The sequence below is a fragment of the Pseudomonas sp. 2024-210 genome (genome assembly GCF_045062345.1).
GTDB lineage: Bacteria > Pseudomonadota > Gammaproteobacteria > Pseudomonadales > Pseudomonadaceae > Aquipseudomonas.
Genome location: NZ_JBJGEJ010000017.1, coordinates 1 through 23128 on the forward strand (window position 1 = coordinate 1; position 23128 = coordinate 23128).

Here is a 23128-nt window from a genome sequence, read left to right on the forward strand (position 1 = left end):
TCCTTCCCACAAAGGGAGAGGGGACTGACCGTGCGCGGTCTGAAGAACAGCGCCAATCAGCTCCTTCCCACAAAGGGAGAGGGGACTGACCGTGCGCGGTCTGAAGAACAGCGCCAATCAGCTCCTTTCCACAAAGGGAGAGGGGACTGACCGTGCGTGGTCTGAAGAACAGCGCCAATCAGCTCCTTCCCACAAAGGGAGAGGAGGCTGATCGGGCGCGGAAGACCATCGCCAATCAGCTCCCTCTCCCTCCGGGAGAGGGTTGGGGTGAGGGCAAGCGGTGGATCAGAAGCTCACATCAACCTTGGTCCATAACGTACGGCCCGGTTCGTTGATGGGCGTCGGGTCGTTGGCCGGGTAGCCGTAACCGGCGTTGCCCGCCATGTTCAAATGCTCGCTGTAATTCTTGTCCAGCAGGTTGTCCACTCCGGCACTGACCTTGAGGTTCTTGGTGATGCGGTAAGCCCCGTTTAACGAAAAAACGCCAAAACCTGCGCTCTTGTCGAAGTCCTTACCCACCACGTTGCCCGCGTTACGGTCGATCCGGTTCTGTTGCGCGACTACGCGCCACAGCGCGCCCGCACTCCAGTTGTCTTCGCTGTAGGTGAGGCCCAGGCGGGTGTCCAACGGGGGCATTTGCGGCAGTGCTTTACCGTCCGTGGTGTTCTTGCCCCACGCATAAGCCAGCGTTGTGTCTGCCTTCCAGTGGGAGGTCAGGGCGTAGGCCGCACCGAACTCACCGCCCATTATCCGCGCGTTGATGTTCTGCGCTTGAGAATAACCGGGGGCATAGTCGAACAATATGTAGTCATGGACTACGCCGATGTAGGCCGATGCCCAAGCTTCCAGGTCGCGGGTTTTGTATTGCAGGCCCATGTCCAGCTGGGTGGTTTTCTCAGGCTTGATTGCATCGAATGCATTGACCGAACCCGCAGGCCCCGACGTCGGTGAAAACAACTCCCAGTAATCCGGGAAACGCTCGGTATGACCCAAACCGGCATACACCGTGGTCGGGCTGTCGGCCATGTCGTGCTCGTATCGCACAAAGCCACTGGGCAGGGTGTCGGCACGGGTTTTGTCGAGGGTCGGGTTGGGTTTGCTCATCATCCCCGAGCCGATACGGGCGCGGTAATCCTTGGCCGCAGCACGGTCCAGTCGTGCCCCCGTGATCACGCGGTCACGGTCGGCGGCGTACCAGGTCAATTCGCCAAAGGCACCGTAATTGTGGAAGTCGGCGTCCTTGCTCCAGTTCTGCTCCTTGTACGTGTCGATGCCCATGCCTGAGCGTTTTCGGTGCTCATTGGTCTGGGCATCAATCCCGCTGATCAACTGGTAATCGGCCCAGCGCCAGGTGGCCTTGATGCGGGCACCCAGCGTGCGGCGATCTACGTTGCTGGCCATAGGCCCCGCCATCATGCCGGTGCCCGACGGGGTGCGCAGGGTGTAGTTGTCCATCACATGGTCAGCGTAGTTGTAGTAGACCTGCGCTTCGATCGTGTCGAGAACGTCGCCCATATTGGATTTTTCAAAGCGCAGGCCCAAGCTTTCACGCTTGTACTGGCTGCCATCCATGCCACGACCCGCTGAGCGCGCTTCGCCATCGCCCTTGCCCGCGGTAAGTTCCAGCAGGGTGTCAGCATCCGGCGTCCAGCCGAGTGCGACATCACCGTTCCATTTGTCATACCGCGACGGCACAGTGTGGCCGTGACCGTCCTTGTAGTCGTTGGAGTGGGCCGTGTTGCCAATCACCCGCACATAGCCCAACGGTCCTCCGGCGGCAGCATCGAGGGTCTTGTCAAAGCGGCCATTGGAGCCCGCCAGCAGACTGGCATTGACCCGGCTGCCCAACTCGCCAAAGTGCTCCGGTTCCCGCTCGAACAGGATGGTGCCGGCCGATGCTCCGGGGCCCCACAGCACGGTTTGCGGGCCTTTGATGACGGTGAGTTTGTCGTAGGTTTCCGGCGAAATATAAGACGTGGGAGCGTCCATACGGCCCGGGCAGGCGCCGAGCATCATGCCGCCATTGGTGAGGATATTGAGGCGCGAGCCAAACATGCCGCGCAACACCGGGTCGCCATTGGTGCCGCCATTACGGATCAGGGCGAAGCCGGGGATGGTCTTCAAGTAGTCACCGCCATCGCTTGCGGGCACCGGTTGGCGCGGGTCTTTGGGGTTAGTGACGATGGTCAGCGGGGAGCTGGGGGCAATGGCCGTAATGACGGTCGGGCTCAGTTCATTGGCATGGCCTGCGTGTTCTTCAGCCAGGGCAACCGGCGCCAGCAGCCCGCAGCAGAGGGCGCTCAAGGTAAAAGGCAGCACCGATTGCGCGCGAGGCAAACGGTGGGCAGCAGTAAAACGGGACATAAACATTCCACTTTTCAAGCGAATACAACTCGACCCTGCATCGGCAGATATCTGCCAATGGGTCAGAGAGCGTTAGTTGTGTCGGTGCTTAGTGCAATGCAGGAGGCGCCCGGGAACGCGCGCCGAGAAACACAGGTTGTCGGGCATGACCCAAGCGTGGATTGGCCGCCAGGTAGCGGCTCAGTTTGGGTGCAGTGTGCAGCGACAGGTTTGGGGTGCCGGGCAGGGCCGGGCAACTGAACAGCAACGTGCAATAGCCGCACTTTTCCCAAAGGGCATGATGTTCAGACGCTGGCTGTTGAGGCCCTGCATGCTCGTGATGCGCAGGCAGGGTCATGCCCATCGGCATGTCCATCTTCATGGACGCGTGATGGTTCATCGGCACCGCTTGGGAAATCAGCGGGCCGATAAAGATCATCAACATGGCAAACAGACCTAACCAACGGCCACGAAGGGCTGGCGGGGTGTGCCTGGCGCGATGGGAGCGCATCTGCGTCAAACGCTGTGCGGTCAGTGCGTGTGGGCGTGTTCCGAGGTGTTGGCGGGCGGTTGCTTCTGCACCTTAACCTCAACGCTTATGTCGCCTGCTTTTTCAAAGTGCAGGGTCATCGGGAAGCGTTCACCGTCTTTGAGCAGGCTGCGGTCTTTGAGGCCGACCAGCATCACGTGGTAGGCCATTGGGGCAAATGTGACGGCGGCGCCAGGTGCCAATTCAACGCTCGGTACCGGTTGCATCTTCATCAGGTCGCCCTGCATGACGTGCTGATGCAACTCGGCTTTTTCGGCAATGGGCGTATCGACGCCAAGCAGACGGTCTGCCGTGTTGCCGGTATTACGAATCACGAAATACGCAGCCACCGTTGGCGCGTTGGGCGGTAGCTCTTGAGACCACGGGTGGGCGATCTCCAGGTCGCCAGCCTTGTATTGATGAGCATTGGCGAAACAGGCAGGCATCAGCAAAGCCGCTACGAGAGCAGCGTGCTTGAACATCGAGAGGTTCAACATGGTCATTCTCCGGAACGATTCAAAGCGCAGAAAAGGTTGCGAGGAGGAATCAGACCAGAGGAGAAGCACGGGGATTGAGACTTGGCCATTGCTGGCGCGGGGTAGGGCGTTTGAGGTGATCAGGGATCTGGCTATGGCCATGCTCTATGGCCGCAAAATACAGCGTGGGCACATGTGCCGGCAACGCCACCACAGGCGCCGAGCCTGAACAGCACCAGCAGTGCTGCATGGTCGAGTGATGATCCTCTTGCGTGTCGCTGGCCTCGAAAGTCCCGAGCGACACGGCGACCATTTTGGTGCCCATTGATGTGCAGAAGCTGCTCATCAAAAATTGTTCGACGGGGCCTTCACGGGTTTGCGCCATCGAGCCGTTCATCATCGACATGGCGAGCATGTTGAACAGCACTGCAAAGCAGGCGATCCAGGCAAATGCAAACCGTTGTCGAGGCATGACGAATTCCGTGAGTGGAGCGATCAAGGGCGCTATTTAGCCTGAATGGTCGATGTAAGTAAAAAGCCCAAATGTGTGGCGAAATGTCGCGCAAGTATAGCGGGTGGTAGTGTCCAGCACGCCTATCGGCTGCTCAGTGCGTTGATCAACGCGTGTGGCGTATAAAACTCCCGGGCCACCTTGGGCAGCTCAGGACGTTTAAGCACCAGTACCGGAATGCCTCGCTCACGGGCCACTTGCAGTTTGGGTTCGGTGGCGCTGCTGCCGCTGTTTTTACTGATCAATACATCGATGTTGCGGTCTGCAAAGAGGCGGCGTTCGTCGTCAAGCACAAAGGGGCCACGGGCGCCTATCACCTCACAGCGGGCATTGCCGGGGTAGACGTCCAATGCGCGAAGGGTCCAGAACTGGCTCTCGGGAATCTCATGGACGTGTGCCAGCGGCTCCCGGCCCAGTGTAAACAGGGGGCGCTGAAAGGGTTTCAGGGCCTCGACCAGTTCAGCCCAGTCGGCCACTTCTCGCCAGTCATCGCCGGCTTGGGGCTGCCAGGCCGGACGGCGTAACGCCCAGCACGGGATAGCGCTGAGTTGCGCCGCCCGTTCGGCGTTCTGGCTGATTTGCGCGGCGTAGGGGTGGGTCGCGTCCACCAGCAGATCAATGCCTTGCTCCTGAATGTACTGCGCCAAACCTTCGGCCCCGCCATACCCGCCAACCCGCACTTCACAGTGCAGATCGGTCGGCACACGGCCCACCCCGGCCAGGCTGTACACATGCTCCGGGCCCAAGGTGCGGGCGATGGCCAGCGCTTCGGTGACGCCGCCGAGCAATAAAATCCGCTTCATTCAAACACTCCGGCATGGCCGACAATCCCGCCTTGGCGGTCGATGGCAAAGACTTCCACCTGCACTGAGGCGGGCACCACGCTGCGGGCGAAATCCAGCGCGTGTTGGCACACAGTATCGCCCAGTGCGATGCCTTGTGCACTGGCCATCGCCAAGGCCTGCTGGCTGGTGTTGGCCTGGCGGATGGCGTCTTGCAGCTCTGCACGTGCGCCAAGGGCGGCTGCCCATTCGGCCAATTGTGGCAAGTCGATGCTGGAATGGCGGCTGTGCAAATCCATATGGCCAGCGGCCAGTTTGCTGATTTTGCCGAAACCGCCACAGAGGCTTAACTTATCCACAGGCACTTTGCGCAGGTGCTTGAGCACTGCGCCGACGAAGTCGCCCATTTCGATCAGGGCAATTTCCGGCAGGTTGTAGACCCGGCGCATTGTGTCCTCACTGGCATTGCCGGTGCAGGCGGCGATATGCAAATACCCGTTGGTCTTGGCGACGTCGATGCCCTGATGGATCGAGGCGATATACGCCGCGCAGGAAAAAGGCCGAACGATGCCACTGGTGCCCAGAATCGACAGTCCGCCCAAAATACCCAGGCGCGGGTTCATGGTTTTCAAGGCCAGTGCTTCACCGTCCTGCACATTGACCGTGACCTCAAATCCCCCGGAGTAATGGTGTTCTTCGGCCAGTTGCAGCAAGTGTTGCGTGATCATTTTACGTGGCACCGGATTGATCGCCGGCTCGCCCACGGCCAGCACCAGCCCCGGCCGTGTGACTGTGCCCACGCCTTGGCCCGCGATAAAACCGATGCCGGGTTCCGGGCGCAACTGCACATGAGAAAAGAGCAATGCACCGTGGGTGACATCCGGGTCGTCGCCCGCGTCCTTGATTGTCCCGGCCTCGGCACCGGCTGCGTGCAGGCGGCAGAACTCCAGGCGCATCTGGACTGTTTTGCCTTTGGGCAGCGTGATTTCAACGGCGTCATGGCACACACCACTGAGTAGCAGGCGCGCCGCGGCCAGGCTGGTGGCCGTGGCGCAGCTGCCAGTGGTCAGGCCGCTGCGAAGGGGCGCGGGTTGTTCAGCGGTTTCTTCACGCATCGAGGGGCTTGGTCACGTCTAAAAGGGTAATCGGCAACGCCTGACGCCAGGTGTCGAACTCGCCCAACGGCTGAGCCTGAGCGATATGCACCCGCGTCAGCTCGCCGCCATGGCGCTCGCGCCAGCTCATCAGCAGCATTTCACTTTGCAGGGTCACAGCATTCGCCACCAGTCGCCCGCCAGGCTTGAGTTGTTGCCAGCACGTCTCGAGTACCCCTTCGCGGGTCACACCGCCGCCGATAAAAATCGCATCCGGACGTTCCAGTCCTTGCAAGGCTTCAGGCGCTTTACCGCGAATCAAGTGCAGGCCGGGTACGCCCAAGGCATCGCGATTGTGCTCGATCAGTTGCTGACGGCCAGGGTCCGCTTCAATGGCCAGCGTGCGGCAGCTAGGGAACGTGCGCATCCACTCGATACCGATTGAGCCCGAACCTGCGCCGACGTCCCACAACAGTTGGCCGGGCAAAGGGGCGAGGCGAGCGAGGGTGATGGCGCGCACATCACGCTTGGTCAATTGGCCGTCGTGGCGGAACGCACTGTCTGGCAGGCCGCCGATGCGCGACAAGGGGTGGGCCGTGGCGTCAGCGCGACAGTCGATGGCCACGAGGTTGAGGTCGGCTATTGAGAAGTCGTCCCAGTCGTTGGCGCTGGTATCGAGGCGCCGCTCGGCCGTACCCCCCAAATGTTCCAGCACCGTCATGCAGCTGGGGCCAAAGCCGCGCTCACGCAGCAGAGCCGCGATGCTGGCCGGGCTGCTGGCGTCATTGCTCAACACCAGCAGGCGTACGCCGTTGTGCATATGTGCATTGAGTGCTGCTATCGGCCGCGCCACCACAGACAGCGTGGTGACCTCCTGCAAGGCCCAGCCCAGTCGCGCAGCGGCCAAGGAAAAGGACGACGGGGAAGGTAAGACATGCATCTCATCTTGGGCCACGACGCGGGCCAAACTGGCGCCCACGCCGAACAGCATCGGGTCACCGCTGGCCAATACGCAGACCGGTTGGCCGCGTAACGCCAGAACGGGGGCCAGCGAAAAGGGGCTGGGCCAGGTCAGGCGGTCGGCGCGGATGCAGGGCGCCAACAGATCGAGCTGGCGCGGGCCGCCAAACACCGTCGTCGCGTTCAGTAGCGCCCGACGAGCGTTTTTACTCAAACCGCTGAAACCGTCTTCACCGATTCCTACAACTGTTAGCCAGGGCGACATGCCATTCCTCGTGCTGAACGTAAACTCATTCGCCCGCGCTGACAGGCAAAAACAGCGGGCATGATAGCGTGCTGCGAGTACCTGCGCAGGCCAGTCATAACTATGTAGCCCCTTAAACGGCAGACGGTGCAGTAGTTTCGTGGTCATTTGCCGGGACCCGACGCGGGGTCCTGTCTCACGTCAGGAACGACTTATGAACGCTATTGCACAGCCCTTTTATGCGGCGCAGTCCCAACGCGACACTTACCTGAGCCGTTTGTCGGCTGCTGAGTTATCAGGTGCCATTACTGTTCAGGAAACAGTCTGGTTAAAAACAGCGATTGGCGAAGACCCAGGGCAATCGGCCTACGCCTTGCTCGTATCGCGTCACGGGTCTCGCCCGATACTGTTGATCGGTGCTTTTATCCTTCGCAAACCCTCCGGGCCTCAGGCTTTTTTATTCACTGCTTGGGGGCGTTTTGAGCGTTTTGATGACGAAGAGGCTTTACGTCATTTCCTTGAACAGCAGCTGGATGACCCGTTCAGTCGTGTCGAATGGCTGCATTTTGTAGCCGTGACAGATCGCCCTGCGTTGGTTGTAGCCGGTGAACTTGTCTTGATGACTCAACGCTTTTCATCCTCGCCATTGATTGAAAGCAGTCGGCTCATCCATCACTTTCTGTTGCAAAGCCAAGAAGCAACGTTGGCCAGTATTTTGGCAGTGCCCACGCTGCGCTCTCGCCTTGATGCTCAATTGAAGATTGAACTTGCGCAGGCATTCGAGGGGCAAGCACTGGATGCGCACAACATACGGGTCCGCAGTTATAAGCCCGCAGCAAACGCACCTGAAGCGACTCATAACGTCACCAGCTTGAGTAGCCTTGCACTCGAATTTATCGTTAAAGGTCAGTTGCCTCCCGACTATCAGCATACGTTTTATGGCCCGTTCATTCGGCAGGAGCAAGACAATGACGAGGCGGTTCGAGACCGCTTCACCCGTGTGTTAAGTGCCGCAACAGGGCAGTTTCCCGCCCGGATGAATGAGGCTTTTGCGGATTTTTGGCGCAATGCACAACCGCCGGGTTTTAGCCCGCACGACTATTGTGTCGGGCGATTAAGCGACCTCTTTTTTCAGGCCATGGTGCAAGCCCGTTTTGAGGGCGATCTGTGCGCAGAACAGTTCACCCATCTACAGCGGCTGGTCTCTGCAACGAGCACCTCCAGTCAAGTGCAGGCCGTTCGACTGCAGGTGTTTGAGCCGGACGCGGGCGAGGTGCGGCTGTGCGCCTTGGTGTGCATTTATTTTCCGGGGCAGGACGCTGAGGTGTTTTTGTTTGGCGCCCCGATCGGGTTGAAAAAAATAATGTCCCGTGCGCATCTAAAAGACTATGTACTGACCGCATTAAGAGATCCCGCCACCTTTGAATTCATTGCACGCCATGCCGCTCTGGATCAGCGTGCGTTGTTGGCTGGCATGCCCGAACCACGGCTCAGCATTGAGGCTGTGCAAGGTGATATTTTTGATCAGTGTGTGCAGGACATACGCCTCAAACAGGCCCGCGACTTTGGTTACATGTATCAGCAATACCTGTCGCGCAGTGAGGTGCTGGCAGCGCTTGACCATGCACTCGATGTACGTGAGCTGATCGACCATGGTTTGCTGTCACTCAACAGTCGAGGGCGATGGGACAGTCGATTTGTGCCCGGCAGCAATGGCTTGCCCCTGAGTCTTGATACCCATGGCTTGAGCGACTTGTTGAGCTTGAAGTTACTCAGCGTTGAAGCGCAACGCGACGCCCTGTTGCTGCGATGGCCCACTCCTCGCAGCTATGCCCACAATCAATTGTCGAATGCTTTGAATCAAGACGGGCAGCGCTTTTTCAATGTGGCGCAGATGCGAGTACAGATTTTCAACACGGATGAGCGCTCCATCGACCGTGAGCCCACCCGCACATTGACGCTGGTCGATGCATTGCTGGAGCGGGTGACGACCTCCAAACCGCTGGCCTATAACCCGGCGTTGATTGAAACGGGGTTCAAATCTGCCCTCAGCGATGAGATAAAACCCCTCAAAACACTGGGCGGAACAAAGCTGCTGACGCTACTTGAGCAACTGGCAGTGGACTTCATTTCGGGTTTCAAACAGCACGTTTCGGTATTTTTTTTTGGCGAAGAATCGGTACGGCCCGATGAGTCGTTGGTCAATCACCTGACGACGCTCAGGCAGGTCATGCTACGCGCTGACATGCGTTTGCCTTTTCGCGGTAACCACCTTGATGCCAACGACAAAGCCGTCATCACCACGGTACTGACCTACCCGCAAAACAACCGACGCCCGGCCATCAATCACTTTATTCCAGACGTCTACGGCGTGTTCCTGGCGCTGAGCCCCTCATTGAGTGCCGTGAGGGTTAATCATTGTGTGTTGATGACGCAACGCGGCGGGCTTGAGTCGGCCAATGCCGGACGAGTGATTCTCTGGACACCCGTATCGGGTTTTGAAAGTTTCGTGTCACTCGACGACTGCACGGCACAGCTTGAAGCGCGACTCTTGAGCAGCGCCTTGCGCTGGGATTTGCTGGCCAATGTCAGTTGCGAGCATCAAGCCCTTGTGTCTGCCTATCTGGATGCCCGTCATGATTGGGCGGTGGCCGGGCAAAACCAATGGCTTTATTTTGATCGGTTCGAGCAGGATTTTGTCTACCAGTGCCAGACCGAGGCCATCAACACAGTGCTGCTTGACGTTGACTACGTCTGCGCGCAAGCGCGTGCCATCAACGTGTCTGCGGCAGGCTTTGAGAACAGCGTCCGTAGTGTGCTGGTGGAGCGGCATGCGGGAATCGACTTCGCACGCCAGCGAGAAAAATCGGACACCCAGCAGTTTGAGAACGCGTTGCCAGACTGGCTAAAAAGCGCCTCCCGGGCAGACCAGCTCACCTATGCCAATCTGTTGCAACGCTATCAAATGGCAGTACAGGACAAAGGTTCTTATCTGCACGGTATTGCGGACATTACCGACTATGCCCGGACTCAGCTGTTAGCTCGTCTAGCGACCGATTTTCCGCTGTATAAACTGCAGCCCGATGCGATTGAAGTGGTGATCGACACCTATGTGGCAGCCCCTGTGGCGTTAGGTAATACACCGTCGTTTTTACCGGCGGCCACGTCTCGTGAAGTTCAGACGCTCACACACTTTGCGTTGAACGGTTTTTACCGCCTGGAGGGGGGGGCGATATTTGTACGCCCAACGACTAACACGGCGCTACCGGTGGCACTGGACGCCCGTTATATACGGGCGCTGGTCAGAAAACTTGATATTGGTCGCAACTACCGGTTGCTTCTGACGACGCATCTGGCTCCGGGCAAAGAAGGCGTCGAGGCGCGTCAGCGGCAGTTTACCGAGCAGGTGACCCTGCAACTGCGGGAACAAGGGCTCAGAGAAAAGCTCGAAGGCTCTCTGACTGCGACGGCCTTTGGATATCTCGAACACCTCCTTGATCGACCGGATGGTTTGGCCCGCGACCCGGTCAATGGCGTTTCAATCATTATCCGGCCGTTGGAATTGGTCGCCGACGCTGGCCGCGATCCCGATCTGGCCACGGGCATTTATATCATCGGACCTGGGGAGCGCGAAGTGGGGCCGCAGCTGCTTTGGGTCATGTACAACGAACGTTTCTCGTTGAAGGAATACCCGAGCGAAGCTCAGTTGTTGGCAGACTTGTATACCAATGAAGCCTTGCAGGCGCTGGTATTGCAGCGACTGCCCGAGTTCGAACGTAAAACTTACGCTAACGGTGGCTTTGTCGAACCGCATTTGCCGCGTTACGTCGACTCCACGCTGCTGGACGTGTTTCAAACCCCTGTGCCGGTGGCATTAACCAGCCGCCCCATACGGGGAAACCTGTTTCTTGCGCTGTACAAAGACAACTATCAACTGTTGCTGGAGATGGCAGCGTTACAGTCGAAAACGACAGCAGAGTCCGACTGGGAGTCTTTCAAGTATTTACTGTCGTTGTTAGCTAACACCGCCATCATGTTTATGCCCGGAAAACTGAGCATACCGTTCGTGGTATGGCAGAGTCTGGGGCTGGTGAGCGAAGGGCTAACGGCTGCGAAAAAGGGCCATTGGGTAGAGTCGGTATGGCAGTTCTCAATGGCACTCTTGATACTGGCCACCCCCCATCAGGACAGGTATCGGGTAAATGAAAATGGGTTGGCAAGTACATCCTCTTCTGTCACCCATCCGCTAGCCGAGCTTCAGCTTCAAGAGCATCAAGGCGCATTGGCACCGTTTCAGGCCAATGATGTCTCGTTGGTGGATCTGGCTCATGATCCTGAAACCCGGATGTACAGCGATAGCCGCACGGGATTGAAATATGTGCAGTTGGGTGCGCAGGTGTTTCGGATTCAAGCGTGGCGCAATCGCTGGCGAATTTTTCTGGATGAACACCGTGACGGGCCATTGATCAGGCTTGACGACCGTCAGCAGTGGCAAGTGGATATTAACGAACCCCTTTTGGGCGGCGGCCCTGTTCACTCTGCCATCGGTTCTTATACAACGTTGGTGTCGAATAGCCTGACCTATGAAATCAAAGCCATTGGAATGAACAGCATTGAGCGACGTTTTCCGGAAAAAGCGCTGATGATCCGTGAGGCTCACGCATGGGCGACCGGCTACCTGGAACGAGCGACTCAGGCACTGCACGCACTCGATGAACCGGGCGCGAAGAGTCAGCAAAACCGGGAGCTGTTGAACACTTTTTTCAATGTTGAACAGCTAGACGCCGTCATGCGCAGCATGTTGAAAGCGCAGTTGGATGCGCTGCTGGCGCGGTTTCTGCACCCCGATTTATCACCCGTGACCTCAAGTAAATATGTGATATGCCGCTCTCGATTCAGCTCGCAGGCAGCGGCTTTTATCAATCGTTGGGATAGGGCAAAGCGCATTTATCTGACCGATATTTTTTTCAATACCCTGTTTGATCGTGACTACGCGGTCAGTCATCCTTACATGCACCCAACAAGTCCTGCTTTTCCAGTCAACCGGCAACTACGGGCCTCTTTTTTACTGCACGAAATGACCCATCAGGTATTGAAGTCCGAAGATATTCATTACCTGAACCCGGGCTTCCCGTATCTCGATTTAATGGACACACGTCAGCCTTTTGGCCGCTACCTTAAATTCCTGACAGAAACTGTTCAGCGATGCCATTCGCCCCGTGTACCCAGAGAAAACCTGTTTCAGGAGCTAGACCCGGATACGCTGCTTTGGGCTGACCTGCCCAGTGGTCCCGCCAAAGCCAAAGTGAAAGAAATTGCTGGCGTGAACACCCTTGAAGAGGCTCGAACAGTCTTTACCGATAACCCGGCCAAACGCGTTGAACTGATGCTGACCAATGCCGATACCCTGGTCATGCTGATATTGCAGTTGGGGCGTAACCAGCCGGTATTGCCGCAGTTGACTCCCTAGGGTCTGTTCCCGTTTCATTGCAGCCGCCCTGCGCTCTGCGCTGTGCTTGGCCAAATGTGACCCCGCGGCGGGGCTTGCAATGAAACGTTACCAGACCCTGGACGGTGTCATTCCGTCCGGCAAGCTTTTCATGCCGCTGCCCAAAGCAGGCATAATGCGCCACCTGCAATAGCTCATTGCCTGCCTTGGATCGACTTTTGACCTTGCCACCTGAAACGCCTGTCACGATGCCCGTGCGCCCCTCGGCTTGCCCGGGGTTACTGCGCATCGTGCAGGCCATGGACGGCGGGATATGTCGGGTCAAGCTGGCAGGTGGCTCAATGACAGCGGCACAGGCGCACGCGGTGGCGGACGCAGCGCTGCGTTATGGCAGCGGTGTGATCGAGGCGACCAACCGGAGTAACCTGCAAATTCGCGGCATCCAGGGCGCCGCTGCTGAGCATGCGGCAATGGTCGCGCCCTTGCTGGCTGCCGGACTTGGCCCGGCCAACGCAGCCAGTGACGATGTGCGTAACTTGATGCTCAGCCCCTCTGCCGGTATTGACTGCGACCAATTGGTCGATACGTGGCCGCTTGCCCGTGAGTTGCTTGCCAGCCTTGAAGGCACTCCGCGTTTTAGCGAGTTGTCGGCCAAGTTCGCGTTGCAACTGGATGGCGGGGAAGCGTTGGCAATGCTCGAGCATCATCACGATCTGTGGCTGTCTGCCATACAACATGATGGTCGATTGCTGTGGGCTTTTGGCCTCGCGGGGTCGCCAGCGCGCGGCCCGGCATTAGGGGCTGTGCCCATTGAGCAGGGGCATGAGCTGGCCCTGACGGTGGTGCTGCTGTTTCTCGACCTGGCGCGTCCCGAACACATTCGCATGCGCCATCTCCTCCAAACCGTGCCCGTTGAGACGTTTGTCGAACAGCTGGCACTGCGTCTGAGCGTATCGATTACGCCCGTCCCACGATGGCGTCGCCCTGCCAACCCACTGGCGCTGCCTATGGGAACCTATCCACAGCGTGAGGCGGGCCTGACCTCTGTCGTTGCAGTTGCCCCTTTGGGGCGGTTGAGCGCAGCGATGCTCAGGGGGCTTGCGCAGATCGCCTGCGATGACGGCGATGGCACCTTGCGTTTTACCCCGTGGCAAAGTGTGTTGTTGCCAAACATACGGGCTGAGAATGCGCCTGCGGTAACGCGCCACTTGCAGACCTTGGGTTGGCTCTGTGATGCCCAAGACCCGTTGGCACATTTGATCGCCTGCACGGGCTCCAGCGCCTGTGCCAAAGGCATGGCGGACACCAAACAGGATGCACGCCAGCTCGCGACCCTGTTGTCGCACCCCCTCGGTGTTCATCTGACCGGCTGCCCGCGTTCTTGCGCCGCAGCCCATGTGGCCCCGGTCACATTGCTGGCCGTAGCGCCCGGTCATTACGACCTTTATTCAAGCACCCCAGAACAGTCCGGTTTCGGCATTCTGCGTGAGCGCAACCTTACTATTGAAGCGGCGGGCGCCTGGCTTGAGGCCCGCCAACGGAGCAACACCGATGATTGATTACATCCGCGATGGTCAAGAGATCTATCGCAACTCGTTCGCCATTATTCGTGCCGAAGCGAACCTTCAGAGCATTCCGGCCGACCTTGAAAAACTTGCGGTGCGAGTGATTCACGCGTGCGGCATGGTGGACGCAATAGAAGACCTGCGCTTTTCGCCGGGCGCAGGCAAGGCAGGGCGTGATGCGCTGGCGGCAGGTGCTGCCATTTTGTGCGATGCGCGGATGGTGAGTGAAGGTGTCACCCGCACACGCTTGCCGGCTAATAACCCGGTGATCTGTACCTTGCGCGAGGAAGGCGTGCCGGCGTTGGCGCTGGAGAAGGGCAATACCCGCTCGGCAGTGGCACTTGAGCTGTGGCGTCCGTATCTGGAAGGCAGTGTCGTGGTGATTGGCAATGCGCCAACGGCCTTGTTCTACCTGCTGGAAATGATCGATGCCGGGGCGCCGAAGCCGGCCTTGATTCTGGGGTTCCCGGTGGGTTTTGTCGGGGCTGCCGAGTCCAAGGCGATGCTGGCGGCAGATAGCCGTGGTGTGCCGTTTGTGATCATGCAAGGCCGTCGTGGCGGCAGCGCCATGGCCGCGGCCGCCGTCAATGCCTTGGCCACGGAGATCGAATGATGACCCCGCCAGGACGTTTGATTGGCTTGGGCGTCGGCCCGGGCGACCCGGAACTGATTACCGTGAAAGCCTTGCGCCTGCTGCGAGAATCCCCCGTGGTGGCGTACTTCGTTGCCAAAGGCAAAAAAGGTAACGCTTTCGGCATCATCGAAGCGCATCTGCAAGACGCCCAACACTTGATGCCACTGGTGTATCCGGTGACCACAGAAGTGCTGCCCGAACCGCTGTCGTACGAACAAATCATTAGCGATTTTTACGATCAGGCGGCTGAGGAGGTGGCGACGCACCTGCTCGCCGGGCGCGATGTGGCAGTGATTTGTGAAGGTGATCCCTTCTTTTACGGCTCTTACATGTACCTGCATGACCGTCTGGCGCAGCGCTTTGAAGCGCAGGTAGTGCCCGGCGTGTGCTCTATGCTGGGCGGCGCTTCAGTGCTGGGTGTGCCCCTGGTCTACCGCAATCAGAGCCTGTCGGTACTTTCGGGGGTTTTGCCACACGATGAGCTCAAGCGCCGTCTGGCCGATGCGGACGCCGCCGTGATCATGAAATTGGGCCGCAACTTTCACAAAGTGCGTGAGGTGCTGACCGAGTTGGGTCTGGCCGAGCGCGCGCTGTATGTGGAACGTGCCACCATGAGCAATCAGAAAATCGTCCCGTTCAACGAGGTTGAACCCATGTCGTCGCCCTATTTCTCGCTGATTATCGTGCCCGGCGAACGGTGGCAAGGATGAGCCGTGCAGCGCTGGCCATTGTCATTCTGGGCAATGGCAGCCTGATCACCGCGCAGCGGATTCAACAGCGTTATCCCGACGCGTTGATCTATGGGCTTGAACACCGTGTTGAGGGAGCTGACAGAACGTACAGCGATTTTGGTGCCACGTTGCGTCAGTTGTATCAGCAAGACACGCCGATCATTGCTTTATGCGCGGCCGGCATTGTGATCCGGACACTGGCGCCTTTACTGCTGGAAAAGGGCGTCGAACCGCCCGTTCTGGCGGTGGCCGAGGACGCTAGCGCAGTGGTGCCGTTGCTCGGTGGCCTGGGCGGGGTCAATGACCTGGCTCGCGAAATTGGCGCAACACTGGGCGTTTCGCCAGCGATCACCACCAGCGGTGAGTTGCGTTTTGGCACCTGTTTGCTTAATCCTCCCAGCGGTTATGCCCTTGGCGACGTGGAAGTGGGCAAGCGTTTTGTTTCAGACCTGCTGGCCGGTGAGTCGGTCCGCATTGAAGGTGATGCTCCCTGGCTGGATCAGGCGCAGTTGCCTGAAAGCCCGCAGGCGCGTTTGACCATTCATGTCGGCCATGTGGCACGACAACCCGCTGCCCATGAGCTGATGATCTATCCGCGTTCGGTTGTGGTGAAGGTCACGCAAGCCGTCGGGGCACAGGTGATTCGTGAAGCCTTGCATCAAGCCACTCTGGCGGGGCAGTCGTTGGCGTGTGTTATTGCCGCCGAAACGCTGACGGCCAGCCCGCAGTTGCACGAAGCGGCGGGCGAGTTGGGTGTGCCATTACGTTTTGTTCGTACCGATGAACAGCCCGAGTGCCTCCAACCTCTGGTCTGGCAGGAGCAGAGCGAACACCTTGCAATCGGTATTGCGCCCGCGCCGGTAGACGTCTTACAGATTGGCCGCGCGCGTGGCCGTTTGGCCGTGATTGGGCTGGGGCCAGGAGCCGCCGAACTGATGGTGCCAGCAGTCAAGGCCGAACTGATCACCGCCAATGACATCCTCGGCTACGAGACCTATGTGCGAATGGCCGGGCCGTTTCGCGATGATCAGGTGATGCATTGCACGGACAACCGCGAAGAGATGCAGCGGGCGCGACATGCCTTCGAACTCGCCGCGCAGGGTCGCTCAGTGGTGGTCGTCTCGTCGGGCGATCCGGGGGTTTTCGCGATGGCGGCCGCCGTGCTCGAAGCCTTGCACGAATCCGACAACCCGCAATGGCACAGTGTCGATCTGCACATGCTGCCGGGCGTCTCAGCTTCGCTGGCGACGGCGGCCCAGGCAGGTGCGCCGTTGGGGCATGACTTTTGTGTCATGTCGCTTTCCGACAACCTGAAGCCCTGGAGCATCATCGAAAAACGCCTGGATCTGGCTGCAGCAGCGGATCTGGCGTTAGCGTTTTACAACCCGATCTCCCGCTCGCGCCCTTGGCAACTGGGGGTTGCTCTGGAAATCGTCGCGCGTCATCGCACGCCGTCTACGCCGGTGGTATTGGGTCGAGATATTGGTCGTCCAGGCCAGACACTGCGTATTACGACCCTCGGCGCATTGACACCGGACCAGGTCGATATGCGCACGATGGTATTGATTGGCTCATCGACGACGTGCACCTTCCCGCGTGCCGATGGCCGAGACTGGGTTTACACGCCGCGTTGGTACGGTGAAAAACCCTGATTGAAAGAAGGGCCCCGCAATGGGGCCTTTTGCTGCTCCTGTAGCCATTGTTCGCGGCATCCTTATTGGAACTTCGTCAGATAAATCTTCCCGGCATTTAGAAATGTAATTTTTTTAGTGGGGTTGCGGTGTAAAGTTTGCCGTGAATCCGCGTTCATGTCCTATATATACATTTGCTTTTATTTTAGATGCGGTATGAGCTTGCCAGTGCAGGATTGATAAGTAACCGTTTTTTTAAAAAGTACGAGTGCAGTGTTCGGTGATTAAATATTAACTGTAACTGTATGTGGTGGTCGTGTGTTCAAAAGAGCGGTGGAAGTTAGCGGTCTGATTATCTAGTGTTTCTGTAAGTCGCCCTCGGCGGGTGGCGGTGGATACTGATATTAATCCGTAAACTTTGGAGTTTTAATATGGCTGTTGAAATGACCGGCACTGACCTCAGTAATGAAGCAAGAATGGCGGCAATCGAAAGTCTGGAACTGTCCGATGTCTCCTCCAGTACGCAATGGCGGATTCAGCCGTTGAGAAGTACAGCTGACACGCTTATAAGCGGGACAGGTGAAAGCGCACTGGTAACCGGTAATAGCGTGCTTTCCTTTGTGGGTGGCCTGACCCCTCAGCAGAAGCAGGACGTGCAGGATTGCGTGTTATTTGCGCAAATGGCAACGGACAAGGCCTTTGCGGATAAAAAGCTTTACCGACAAGAGCGGTTTGACTTTCACAGTGACGTACTGGCTTTGTGTGGATGGATAACGACCAATGAGTCCTTGAAGAAGGTCACTGGGTTAAAACAGAAGTTCACCATGGATCAAGTGGCGCTGGATATTATTTCCGGTGTTATCGGGGTCAATAAAGCGTTGCTTGATATTGTCACAGTGGTCTTCAAGGCGTTGCAAAAAACCCCTAAAGCACTGGCCTTGTTTGAAAACGAGGCGGGGGGCAGCGAGAGTGGCGATTTCCAAATCTTGCCGTGTATTGGTACAGCAGATGGCGAAGTGTTAATGATCAAGTCGTCCTTTCACTTTACTTCGCCCAAACGCGTGACCAAGGTTCTCTTTTGGGAGTGGAGTCACAACAGTGTCGATTTATATGCAGGGGCCAGCAACACCACGCTCAACCAAAAAGTGTATGAAGACATTCGCCAGACCATCCGCGAAAAGTTGGCACTCACAACCAAGAAGCGTATCGAAAAAATCGAAATTTAATTCGGCCTTTCAAGGAACTCATGCATGGCTATTGCTCCTGGAACCATGAGTGTGAATGCCGGAATAATAATGACATCGATACCCGATGTGGCGATTTCGTTGCAGCGCCAAGAAGACGTTGTCAGTTCGTTGTTGTTGGCTCAATTAAGTGCCCGGTTCAAGTTTCCCTTAGCGTCTCAATACGCCGAGCGAGAGGGCGCTTATCAGTCCGTAATGGCAGATTTGTCATGGACGACACTCCATCAACCGTACAGCGAGCAGCAGGGGGCTCAGACGTTGGATGTCGTCAATGTGTTGATGAATGAAAGTGCCCGATTATTTGAATTCCGGATTGGCGTAGCGTTTTCAAATATGGCTTCAACTCTTCAGCTCACTTCACCCACAGACCAGGCCCGTAAGGTATGGCGTGAGCATGTTGTACGTCGTGTTCAGCCGGTGCAGGATTCAACACCCGATGGCTCGGGTGTTGATGAGTCGGTGGTGTGTATCAAGTTGGCGCTGATCGACTCAGGCCTGCGATTGCATACCTTGATGTTGCGCTTTGCAACGCACACAGAGCTGACAGAGGACTTCCTCAACCAGAGTGTGCTGACTGCGCCTGACAGCAGCGTAGAGGTGCAGGGTTACACCTATAGCCTCAATGAGCAGGTGTTCGGCCTACTGCGGGACACCCTAAACGACAAGCTCACGCTGAAACGGACTAACTTGGTCATGCCGTGGAGTTCGCCCTCTTCACCCTCGGTGTATGGGAATTAGATAACGTTTAAAGAGTGGAATATCACATGGACGTAATAAAAGTGGGGGCGACGCGGGTCTCATTTGAGGCAGGCCTTTTGCTCGAAGATAAACAAGACATCCAGGACTGTCTGCTCTATGCCGAGTTACTTGCCAATAGCGGGGGGGCTGAAGGATTCGCGTGGCTTACGCACTATCAAAGTACGTTGCTGACCCTTGGGTTTAACCTGCAATCTTATATTGTTGACCGGCCCCTACTGGTTCTCGATATTCGTCAGGTCGACGAATATGCCGTTGAAGTTTCAGGCGTGCAGAGCACTCAACGCCTCGCACAGTCACTGGGGGAAGTGTTTGATGCAATGCCCATCAGGCAGGACGCGCTGAGCTATCTTCGTCATCCTGTAGAGAGCGCGCAGACGCGTCACTATCAATGCGTGCCTTGTGAGACGACTCAAGAAGGGCAAATAATCGTGTTTGTTTGCGGTTTAGCACTGAGCTGCCAGAGGATGCGGTCTAGAGGACGCACTCACGACGTGTACTTGAACGCTAAAGGCGGAGCTTTTGTGTTTAGCAGCACGATCTATGCGAGGCATCGCGCGCAGGTACGCGAGGCGGTGCGTCAGGCGGCTGTACACATGGTCAGCGTTATCGACATTTAAATGGACAGTTTCAACAATGGCCCGCAAGGGCCATTGGTTTATGGCTAAAAGCCCTGCGCGCGCGGTGTGCCAACTCGACACAGCAAGGCGCGAGTCAAGGCACCATATACCCCCTGATCCCGGTAAAAATAATTTGTGCGGCCAGGGCGCAGACAAACAGGCCCATCAAGCGGCTGACAATTTGTAAGCCTTGCTCGCCCAGAATGCGCTCAATTCGGTTGGACAGGTAAAGCACCACACCCACCGTCAGGCTAGCGAGGGCAATGCTGACAATCGCTATCAGTTTGTCGTCCCAGTGTGGCTGGCTAATGCCCATCACCAGTAGTGCACCAATAGTCCCAGGGCCGACGGTCAGCGGGATCGTCAGCGGGACGATGGTGACATCTTGATTGACGTTGTCGGTTTGTACCGCCGATTTACCTTGAGCCATGCCCAGCGCTGAAATGAACAACACACTGCCAGCGCCAATGCGGAAGGCGTCTACGGTGATGCCAAATACGTTGAAAATGACGCGCCCGAACAGATAGAGCAAGACGCTGGAGACTAACGTTGCCAGCGCTACTTTCCATGCCAGATGCCGACGCTCTTTACGCGAGTAGCCTCTGGTCAGGCTGATAAAACATGAAAGCACGAAGAACGGGCTGTAAAGCACGAGCATCTTCAAGTACACACTGAACAACACATGGAGCATGGTTTGAGCTCACATTGAAGGAAGGCGACGAAAGTCTATCAGGCCAAACGCACTCTGTCGGCCTGATGACAGGCTCACTACAGTCCCCGGGAAGGCGAATCCTGGGGTTGACGCTTCGCGCGTTGGGCCACCCAATACTCGACCAGCTCACGCAGTTGCGACAGCTCTACCGGTTTGGACATGTGCCCATCCATGCCTGCCTGACGAGCGCGTTCCTTATGTTCGGCCAGAATGTGAGCCGTCAGCGCGACCACAGGGGTGCGCACCCGCTGATGGCTGACTTCCCAGGCACGCATTTGCTCAGTGGCCGAAAAACCATCCAGCACGGGCATTTCACAGTCCATCAAAACTAGATCATATCGTTGTGCTTTCATGGCCTTCAGGGCTTCTTCACCATTGCTGGCGGTATCGGGTTGCAGGTTTAACTTGCCCAACATGCCGCGAATGACCTTGGTGGAAATACTGTTGTCTTCGGCCACTAATATCCGGAAGTCATCAGGGACGGTAACAGGTGCGGCCGGGCTATTGGTTACGGTTTGTGCAGCCGAATTGCCCTTGTTGCGTTGAGTCAACTCATCGGCAAGGGTGGTCTTTAGCGTGTAACCCGCCACAGGCTTGGCCAGAATGCGTTTGATGCCGCAATTGCGCGCAATGATCTTGCTGGGTGCATTGCTGATACCTGTCAGCATGATCAGCAAGATATCGTGATTGAGGCTCGGGTCTTCCTTGATCTTGGCTGCCAGTTGCATACCGGTCATGCCAGGCATGTTCTGATCCAGCAGCACAATGTCAAAGTAATCCCGCAGGTGGGCTTTGGTGCGTAATAAGGCCAATGCCTCTTTGCCCGATGCGGCCGCGTTAACATTCAGACCCCATGCCGTGCATTGCTGTACCAGCACTTTACGGCAGGTGTCGTTGTCGTCTACCACCAGTACTCGGGCACCCTTGAGCGGACTGTCCAAATCAGAAGTCGGATGCTCCAGGTGCTGTGGGTCTAACGGCAACGTCAGCCACAGATTGGTGCCTTTGTTCTGCCCGGTCTTAATGCCGAATTCGCCTCCCATCAGCATGATTAGCTGACGGGCAATGACCAGCCCCAAGTGGCCGCCAAGACGAGTAGCGGCCAAGAAGTTCTTGCTGTGCAATTCAGCGTTCAACAGGGCTTCACGTTCCTGCTCATCAATCGGTTGGCCTGAGTCCTGTATCGAGATGCGCAGTCGAGGCGGCCCGGAGCGCTCCTCCAGAGCGACGACGATCAGAATTTCGCCATCCTCGGTCTTCTTCAGGGCGCTTTCGAGCAAACTGAGCAGGGTCTGACGCAAGCGTGTGGGGTCACCGCTAATGACCCGAGGCACTTGGGGCTGGATGAAACTGATGAGCTCGATGTTCTGCTGTTCTGCTTTAGTGCGGAAAATACTCAAGCAGTCTTCGATGAGGGCGTTGAGGTCGAACTGCACATCGTCCAATTCGATTTGCCCGGATTCCAGTTTTGAAATGTCGAGGATTTCGTTGATCAGGGTGAGGAGCTCGTTGCCCGCACTATGGATGGTTTGTACATAGTCGCGCTGTTTAACGGACAGGGGGGTCCCCAACAGGAGTTCGGTCATTCCGAGCACACCGTTCATGGGGGTACGTATTTCGTGGCTGATTTTGGCCAGAAACTCGGCCTTGGCGTTCACTTCAGCATTACTGGCGGCCAAGTCGCGGCTAATGCTGAATTGATCTTCGGCGATGGTGTGATTGCGTTCGCTTAGCGCGATGCTCATTAACAGGCCACTGATACAAACAATCACCAGCAGCACCAGAATCAGTTCCTGCGGGGCAATCAATGTCAGGCCCAGCAAGGCGGGCAGAATCAACAGGGTGCCAATGTTGAAGATGACCATGGCGACTACGAACAGGCGCGCAGGGCGGTATCCCTGATGCCAGTGATAAGCCGATACCAGCAGAATGCTCAAGCTGGTCAGCGCAATCATGCTGTAGGTCACAATGTTCAAGGGCAGGCTGTCGATGAACAGTAAAAGCAGGGACCCGAGGCTGACGATCAAAATGTCCAACAGCAACAGTTTGTTTAGCGCATGTGGGCCTTTTGGCGAGAAAAAGCTATAGGTGTACATCAGCCCGCAAGGCGCAGTCAGGATCAGAGCCAGGTAAGCGCCAGAGGGTTGGGTGCCGAGCCATTCAGGAATCCAGGGCCCCAGCACATTCAAAAACAAGGTGCTGCTGATCAGCAGCAAGGCTTCACAAAGGGCGAGCCACAGGCTGCACATTGAGCGGCTGAACGCAAAGCGAATGAGATTATGCAGCACCAGCATGGCTACGCAGCCAAGCAGCATTCCGTAGATCAGGGACATGCCCTGATTGGCCGCAAGCTCGACAGCGGTATTGAGCGTTATATGCGGACGCAGTTGGTGGTCAGAGATCAAACGCAGGTATATATCCAGAGGTTTGGTACTTTGCGGCAAAGGCAGCAGGTAATCGCTGCTGGATAGCGGTTTTGCGGACAAGGGCAACGTGTTGCCGGTATTAATCTGGCTGATTATCTTCTGATCATCCAGAACGTACAGGTCGAGATGGGAAAGATCAGGTGCAAACACACTCAGGACTTGTTCGTGCTTGTCGGGCTGGAGTTTGAACCTCAGCCATAGGGCCTCGCCAGGCTTGGCGGCCGTGAGGTTTTCGAGCTCAATAGGGCTGAACTGGTTGGCAAAGCGTGTTGAGCGAACGTCGCTCAGCTGCAGATCGCCCGCCGGGTCCGAGAAGACTGCCCAATTACTGGCTTGTGCAGCCTGCAGGGGCATTAAGCAGAGCAAAATAGTCAGAAGACTGACGATTAAACCTATGGCGATCCTTAGCCAGCGCACGGTG

General features: G+C 57.2%; 17 protein-coding genes. 8 read left to right on the forward strand and 9 right to left on the reverse strand.

Annotated features, from left to right (window positions below; all coding sequences use genetic code 11):
• Window positions 1-285: 285 nt before the first annotated feature.
• From ACI7MX_RS19285 to cbiE, 7 genes are all read right to left on the reverse strand, one after another.
• The gene (locus tag ACI7MX_RS19285; protein ID WP_405590679.1) at window positions 286-2364 is read right to left on the reverse strand and encodes a TonB-dependent copper receptor; all 2079 of its coding nucleotides are present in this window, start codon (window positions 2362-2364) and stop codon (window positions 286-288) included.
• An 88-nt stretch (window positions 2365-2452) separates the two neighbouring features.
• Window positions 2453-2854 carry a DUF2946 domain-containing protein gene (locus ACI7MX_RS19290; protein WP_314490155.1) on the reverse strand — a complete coding sequence of 134 codons (402 nt, stop codon included), beginning with the start codon at window positions 2852-2854 and terminating at the stop codon, window positions 2453-2455.
• 20 nt (window positions 2855-2874) lie between these two features.
• A complete protein-coding gene (locus ACI7MX_RS19295) occupies window positions 2875-3369 on the reverse strand; it encodes a copper chaperone PCu(A)C (protein ID WP_405590683.1) in 495 nt (164 codons plus the stop codon).
• A gap of 49 nt (window positions 3370-3418) precedes the next feature.
• Window positions 3419-3820, reverse strand: coding sequence for a DUF2946 domain-containing protein (locus ACI7MX_RS19300; protein ID WP_405590686.1), 402 nt, complete (start codon window positions 3818-3820; stop codon window positions 3419-3421).
• A 122-nt stretch (window positions 3821-3942) separates the two neighbouring features.
• Complete coding sequence (locus ACI7MX_RS19305; RefSeq protein ID WP_405590689.1) at window positions 3943-4662, reverse strand: cobalt-precorrin-6A reductase; 720 nt, start codon at window positions 4660-4662, stop codon at window positions 3943-3945.
• Window positions 4659-5756, reverse strand: coding sequence for a cobalt-precorrin-5B (C(1))-methyltransferase (locus tag ACI7MX_RS19310; RefSeq protein WP_405590692.1), 1098 nt, complete (start codon window positions 5754-5756; stop codon window positions 4659-4661). The genes ACI7MX_RS19305 and ACI7MX_RS19310 overlap by 4 nt, the downstream gene beginning before the upstream one ends.
• The gene (cbiE, locus tag ACI7MX_RS19315) at window positions 5749-6960 is read right to left on the reverse strand and encodes a precorrin-6y C5,15-methyltransferase (decarboxylating) subunit CbiE (RefSeq protein WP_405590695.1); all 1212 of its coding nucleotides are present in this window, start codon (window positions 6958-6960) and stop codon (window positions 5749-5751) included. The genes ACI7MX_RS19310 and cbiE overlap by 8 nt, the downstream gene beginning before the upstream one ends.
• Before the next feature lie 193 nt (window positions 6961-7153).
• Between cbiE and ACI7MX_RS19320 the strand changes: the two genes are divergently transcribed.
• The 8 genes from ACI7MX_RS19320 to ACI7MX_RS19355 all read left to right on the forward strand — a co-directional run bounded on the left by ACI7MX_RS19320 (window position 7154) and on the right by ACI7MX_RS19355 (window position 19569).
• Complete coding sequence (locus ACI7MX_RS19320) at window positions 7154-12409, forward strand: dermonecrotic toxin domain-containing protein (protein WP_405590698.1); 5256 nt, start codon at window positions 7154-7156, stop codon at window positions 12407-12409.
• 227 nt (window positions 12410-12636) lie between these two features.
• Window positions 12637-13947 (forward strand): precorrin-3B synthase, encoded by a 1311-nt coding sequence (cobG, locus tag ACI7MX_RS19325; protein WP_405590859.1) that lies wholly within the window; start codon window positions 12637-12639, stop codon window positions 13945-13947.
• Window positions 13940-14566, forward strand: a complete 627-nt coding sequence (locus tag ACI7MX_RS19330) for a precorrin-8X methylmutase (RefSeq protein ID WP_314490143.1) — start codon at window positions 13940-13942, stop codon at window positions 14564-14566. Before cobG ends, ACI7MX_RS19330 begins: the two co-directional genes overlap by 8 nt.
• Entirely contained in the window at window positions 14563-15297 is a 735-nt protein-coding gene (locus tag ACI7MX_RS19335) for a precorrin-2 C(20)-methyltransferase (protein WP_314490141.1), read from the forward strand. The genes ACI7MX_RS19330 and ACI7MX_RS19335 overlap by 4 nt, the downstream gene beginning before the upstream one ends.
• Entirely contained in the window at window positions 15294-16970 is a 1677-nt protein-coding gene (cobJ, locus tag ACI7MX_RS19340; protein WP_405590702.1) for a precorrin-3B C(17)-methyltransferase, read from the forward strand. The genes ACI7MX_RS19335 and cobJ overlap by 4 nt, the downstream gene beginning before the upstream one ends.
• Before the next feature lie 410 nt (window positions 16971-17380).
• Window positions 17381-18175, forward strand: coding sequence for a hypothetical protein (locus ACI7MX_RS19345; protein WP_405590705.1), 795 nt, complete (start codon window positions 17381-17383; stop codon window positions 18173-18175).
• A gap of 24 nt (window positions 18176-18199) precedes the next feature.
• Window positions 18200-18931 (forward strand): hypothetical protein, encoded by a 732-nt coding sequence (locus tag ACI7MX_RS19350; RefSeq protein ID WP_314490135.1) that lies wholly within the window; start codon window positions 18200-18202, stop codon window positions 18929-18931.
• 26 nt (window positions 18932-18957) lie between these two features.
• Window positions 18958-19569, forward strand: a complete 612-nt coding sequence (locus ACI7MX_RS19355; protein ID WP_405590708.1) for a hypothetical protein — start codon at window positions 18958-18960, stop codon at window positions 19567-19569.
• Between the two features lie 94 nt (window positions 19570-19663).
• Here ACI7MX_RS19355 and ACI7MX_RS19360 read toward each other — a convergent pair whose 3' ends face one another.
• A complete protein-coding gene (locus tag ACI7MX_RS19360) occupies window positions 19664-20260 on the reverse strand; it encodes a MarC family protein (protein WP_314490131.1) in 597 nt (198 codons plus the stop codon).
• A 77-nt stretch (window positions 20261-20337) separates the two neighbouring features.
• On the reverse strand, window positions 20338-23124 hold the full coding sequence (locus ACI7MX_RS19365) for a response regulator (RefSeq protein WP_405590711.1): 2787 nt from the start codon (window positions 23122-23124) through the stop codon (window positions 20338-20340).
• Window positions 23125-23128 lie beyond the last annotated feature (4 nt).

What these genes read in the sequence shown, in the direction of transcription:
- ACI7MX_RS19285 (WP_405590679.1), bottom strand. Translation starts at nt 2,364, where the DNA reads ATGTCCCGTTTTACTGCTGCCCACCGTTTGCCTCGCGCGCAATCGGTG.
- ACI7MX_RS19290 (WP_314490155.1), bottom strand. Translation starts at nt 2,854, where the DNA reads ATGCGCTCCCATCGCGCCAGGCACACCCCGCCAGCCCTTCGTGGCCGT.
- ACI7MX_RS19295 (WP_405590683.1), bottom strand. Translation starts at nt 3,369, where the DNA reads ATGTTGAACCTCTCGATGTTCAAGCACGCTGCTCTCGTAGCGGCTTTG.
- ACI7MX_RS19300 (WP_405590686.1), bottom strand. Translation starts at nt 3,820, where the DNA reads ATGCCTCGACAACGGTTTGCATTTGCCTGGATCGCCTGCTTTGCAGTG.
- ACI7MX_RS19305 (WP_405590689.1), bottom strand. Translation starts at nt 4,662, where the DNA reads ATGAAGCGGATTTTATTGCTCGGCGGCGTCACCGAAGCGCTGGCCATC.
- ACI7MX_RS19310 (WP_405590692.1), bottom strand. Translation starts at nt 5,756, where the DNA reads ATGCGTGAAGAAACCGCTGAACAACCCGCGCCCCTTCGCAGCGGCCTG.
- cbiE (WP_405590695.1), bottom strand. Translation starts at nt 6,960, where the DNA reads ATGTCGCCCTGGCTAACAGTTGTAGGAATCGGTGAAGACGGTTTCAGC.
- ACI7MX_RS19320 (WP_405590698.1), top strand. Translation starts at nt 7,154, where the DNA reads ATGAACGCTATTGCACAGCCCTTTTATGCGGCGCAGTCCCAACGCGAC.
- cobG (WP_405590859.1), top strand. Translation starts at nt 12,637, where the DNA reads ATGCCCGTGCGCCCCTCGGCTTGCCCGGGGTTACTGCGCATCGTGCAG.
- ACI7MX_RS19330 (WP_314490143.1), top strand. Translation starts at nt 13,940, where the DNA reads ATGATTGATTACATCCGCGATGGTCAAGAGATCTATCGCAACTCGTTC.
- ACI7MX_RS19335 (WP_314490141.1), top strand. Translation starts at nt 14,563, where the DNA reads ATGATGACCCCGCCAGGACGTTTGATTGGCTTGGGCGTCGGCCCGGGC.
- cobJ (WP_405590702.1), top strand. Translation starts at nt 15,294, where the DNA reads ATGAGCCGTGCAGCGCTGGCCATTGTCATTCTGGGCAATGGCAGCCTG.
- ACI7MX_RS19345 (WP_405590705.1), top strand. Translation starts at nt 17,381, where the DNA reads ATGGCTGTTGAAATGACCGGCACTGACCTCAGTAATGAAGCAAGAATG.
- ACI7MX_RS19350 (WP_314490135.1), top strand. Translation starts at nt 18,200, where the DNA reads ATGGCTATTGCTCCTGGAACCATGAGTGTGAATGCCGGAATAATAATG.
- ACI7MX_RS19355 (WP_405590708.1), top strand. Translation starts at nt 18,958, where the DNA reads ATGGACGTAATAAAAGTGGGGGCGACGCGGGTCTCATTTGAGGCAGGC.
- ACI7MX_RS19360 (WP_314490131.1), bottom strand. Translation starts at nt 20,260, where the DNA reads ATGCTCCATGTGTTGTTCAGTGTGTACTTGAAGATGCTCGTGCTTTAC.